The sequence below is a fragment of the Streptomyces glaucescens genome, from assembly GCF_002154375.1.
Lineage (GTDB): Bacteria > Actinomycetota > Actinomycetes > Streptomycetales > Streptomycetaceae > Streptomyces > Streptomyces glaucescens.
Window position 1 is genome coordinate 1 of record NZ_MUND01000758.1, and the last position, 3,162, is coordinate 3,162.

Consider the following 3,162-nt stretch of genomic DNA (forward strand, 5'->3'; position numbering starts at 1 on the left):
CCGCCGCCCAGGCCGCCGCCGCGCACACCCTGCGCATCGGGGTGACGACGGCCTACGCCAACGGCAGGCCGCAGATCGTGGTCAACGACACCTGGACATCGGCGATCCCCGCACCGCCCACCCAGCCGAACACCCGGTCGCTGACCAACGGCTCGTACCGGGGGAACAACCACACGTTCACCTACAGCATCCCGGCGAGTGCCTGGCTGACGGACACCAGCCGGTACAACACGCTGCGGATCGACGTGGTGAGCGGTTCGGGGACCACCTCCTATCTCAGCGCCGGTACGGCGATCGACGCGATCGACCTGCTCGCCTGAGCCCGGGTACGGTCAACCGCCGCGAGTCCACTGCTGGTTGGTCCCGCCGTTGCAGGTGTACGTGATGATCGCGGCGGAGGAGGCGGTGGACGCGCCGTTCACGTCCAGGCACTCGCCGGTCGCGCGGGACCTGATGGTCACGTAGGAGCCGGTGGCGGTCAGCGACCACTGCTGGCCGGTCGCGGCGGAGTCGCAGTTCTCCTGGGTGACCGTGCTCGCGTTCTCCTGCACGCACAGGGAGCTGTGGCGCGTGACCAGCTGGTGGTAGCCGGCGCCGACGGGCTTGAACCAGTACTTCTGGTTGCCGCCGCCGTTGCAGTCGTACTGCTTGATCTGCGCGCCCGTCCACTGGGACTGGCTGGTCACGTCCGCGCACCGGCCGGAGTGCCGGGCGGTCAGCGTGTGGTACGTGGCGGCGGCGCCGGTGACCGTCCCGGCGGCGGTGTCGACGGTGACCTCCGGGGCCCAGGACAGGGACATCGAGGTGGAGGTCGGGAACGTCAGCGGCAGCCAGACGTAGCGGGAGTCGTTGACCGTGCCGCCGAAGGAGTTGCCCCAGCGGTCGCCGAGATAGAGGTAGGAGGTGGTCGTGGATCCCTGCACCGGCAGGACGTATGCGGTCTGCGATCCGTAGCCCACGGCATCCCCCACGTCGGCCATCGCCGACCAGGGGCCGGCGAGGCTCGTCGCCGTCGCGTACCGCTGCTGGTTGGGGTTCCAGCCGGTCGCGCCGGACGTCAGCATGAAGTAGACGCCGTTCCGCTTGAACAGCGCGGGGGCCTCGCGATGGCCGCCCGGCCACGGGTTGGCGACCAGGCTCGCGACGCCGGTGTAGTCGGCGGTGAGCCGGTAGATGTGCAGGTCGTAGTTCTCGCGGGCGGCGGAGACCATGTAGCCGGTGCCGTCGGTGTCGGTGAAGACCGTGATGTCCCGGGACATGTGCTGTCCGAGCGGGCGGAAGCTGCCCCGCCAGGTGTAGGTGCCGTCGACGGTGTCGGAGACGGCTACGGCGGCGCGGGCCTCGCTGTAGTCGGAGCCGTTCTCCTTGTGCATCCACATCACGAACTTGCCGGTGGCGGCGTTGTACATCACCTTCGGCCGCTCGATGTTGGCGGCGGCCAGCTCCGGGTGGCCGGCCTGGGTCAGGACGTGGTTCCGGAACTGCCAGTTCTTCAGATCCGTGGAGCGGTAGGCGTCGACGTAGCGGAAGGTGTTGTCGGCGTTGCGGTGTTCACCGAACCAGTAGTAGTAGGAGCCGACCTTGATGATGCCGCCGCCGTGGGCGTGCACGGGGCTGCCCGACGTGTCCTCGAACTGTGTGCCGTTGCCGATCGTCTGGGGTGCCGCCTGCGCGGGCCCTGCGGCGGCGAGAGCGGCGGCCGGACCCAGACAGAGGGCGAGGAGGATCGCGTAGGCGCGTCTCATCTCAGCCCTCCGCCCGCACCGCGTCGGCGACCGGGACGCCGAAGTCCGGGGTGCCGTCCGGCTTCCAGCCGAGCGTCTGGACGCGGGTGTGCCGGTTGGGGTCGTTCAGCGGGTCGCCGACGATCTCCTTGTACTGGCGCGCGTGGTAGACGAGGACGTCGGTGCGGCCGTCCTCGGCGACGGTGAAGCAGTTGTGGCCGGGCCCGTACTGCCGGGTGTCGTCGTTGCCGGCGAAGACGGGCGTCGGGGACTTCGCCCAGCTCGCCGGGTTCATCAGGTCGCTGCCGGCGTCGGCGGTCAGCAGGCCGACGCAGTAGTGGTGGTCGGTGGCGCTGGCGGAGTACGTCATGAACACCCGGCCGTTGCGCTGCAGGACGTACGGGCCCTCGTTGACCTTGTAGCCGACGCACTCCCAGTCGAACTCGGGGGTGGTCAGCCGGACCTGGGGGCCGGTCAGGGTCCACGGGTTCGCCATCCTCGACAGCCACACGGCGGTGTTGTTGTCCATGCCGGGCTCGTGCTGGGCCCAGGCGAGGTAGCGGGTGCCGCGGTGGGTGAAGGTCGTGGCGTCCAGGGAGAAGGTCTCCCAGGCGGTTCTGATCTGGCCCTTCTCGACCCAGGTGCCGCGGAACGGGTTGGGATGGGCGTTCTCCAGGACCCAGATACGGATCCGCCAGACGTCCTCGGCAGGGGCGGCGGCGAAGTAGATGTACCACTTGCCGTCGACGCGGTGCAGCTCCGGGGCCCAGATGTGGGCGCCCATGTCGCCGGCGGGGTGGGCCCGCCAGATGACGGACTCGGCGGCGGTCGCCAGCCCGTTCAGGGTGCGCGAGCGGCGCAGGATGATGCGGTCGTACTCGGGGGCGGTGGCGGTGAAGTAGTAGAAGCCGTCGGTGTGCCGGTTGATGTGCGGGTCGGCACGGTTGAGGACCAGGGGGTTCACGTACGGGGCTGCCTTCGGGGAAGCGGCCAGGGCCGAGGGGGTGGAGGTGGCGAGGGCGCCCGCCGCGAGGGCGGCGCCCTTCAGTACCAGGCGGCGGTGGGGGGCTGGGGACGGATCGTCGGCGCGGTCGGCGCGGCTCATGCGGACTGCCTCTCTCGTCGCGATGGGGCGTCTCGGTTCGGCATGCGGCTCGATGGCTCGAAGCTCTGAGGGGGCGGGGGGAGGATTTGGGGTCATGGAGTGCGCATGTTCGTAATTTCGAACGCCATCTGTCATTCCGAACGCCGAAAAGGTAGAGGTGCGCTCGGTGGAGGTCAACGGGTCCGGCGAGGCGAATGTGCGGCGGACAGGAGACACCCTCCTGGCGCGTCCCACATGACGGACACCCTGCTCAAGAAGCGGGCACTCAGCGCTCCGGTCATGCCCATCGGCTAGCGTCGTGACATGACCAGCGACACCCCCGCACCCCCACCC

The 3,162-nt window shown here is 69.6% G+C and carries 3 protein-coding genes; 1 reads left to right on the forward strand and 2 read right to left on the reverse strand.

The window, feature by feature from the left end:
• A partial coding sequence (locus CCN42_RS36710) for a polysaccharide lyase family protein (protein WP_245877634.1) occupies positions 1-320 on the forward strand: 320 nt, incomplete at its 5' end.
• Between the two features lie 12 nt (positions 321-332).
• Here the strand turns inward: CCN42_RS36710 and CCN42_RS36715 are convergent.
• Positions 333-1,745, reverse strand: coding sequence for an RICIN domain-containing protein (locus CCN42_RS36715; RefSeq protein ID WP_086741645.1), 1,413 nt, complete (start codon positions 1,743-1,745; stop codon positions 333-335).
• A gap of 1 nt (position 1,746) precedes the next feature.
• Positions 1,747-2,829, reverse strand: coding sequence for a glycoside hydrolase family 43 protein (locus CCN42_RS36720; protein WP_086741646.1), 1,083 nt, complete (start codon positions 2,827-2,829; stop codon positions 1,747-1,749).
• Positions 2,830-3,162: the final 333 nt, after the last annotated feature.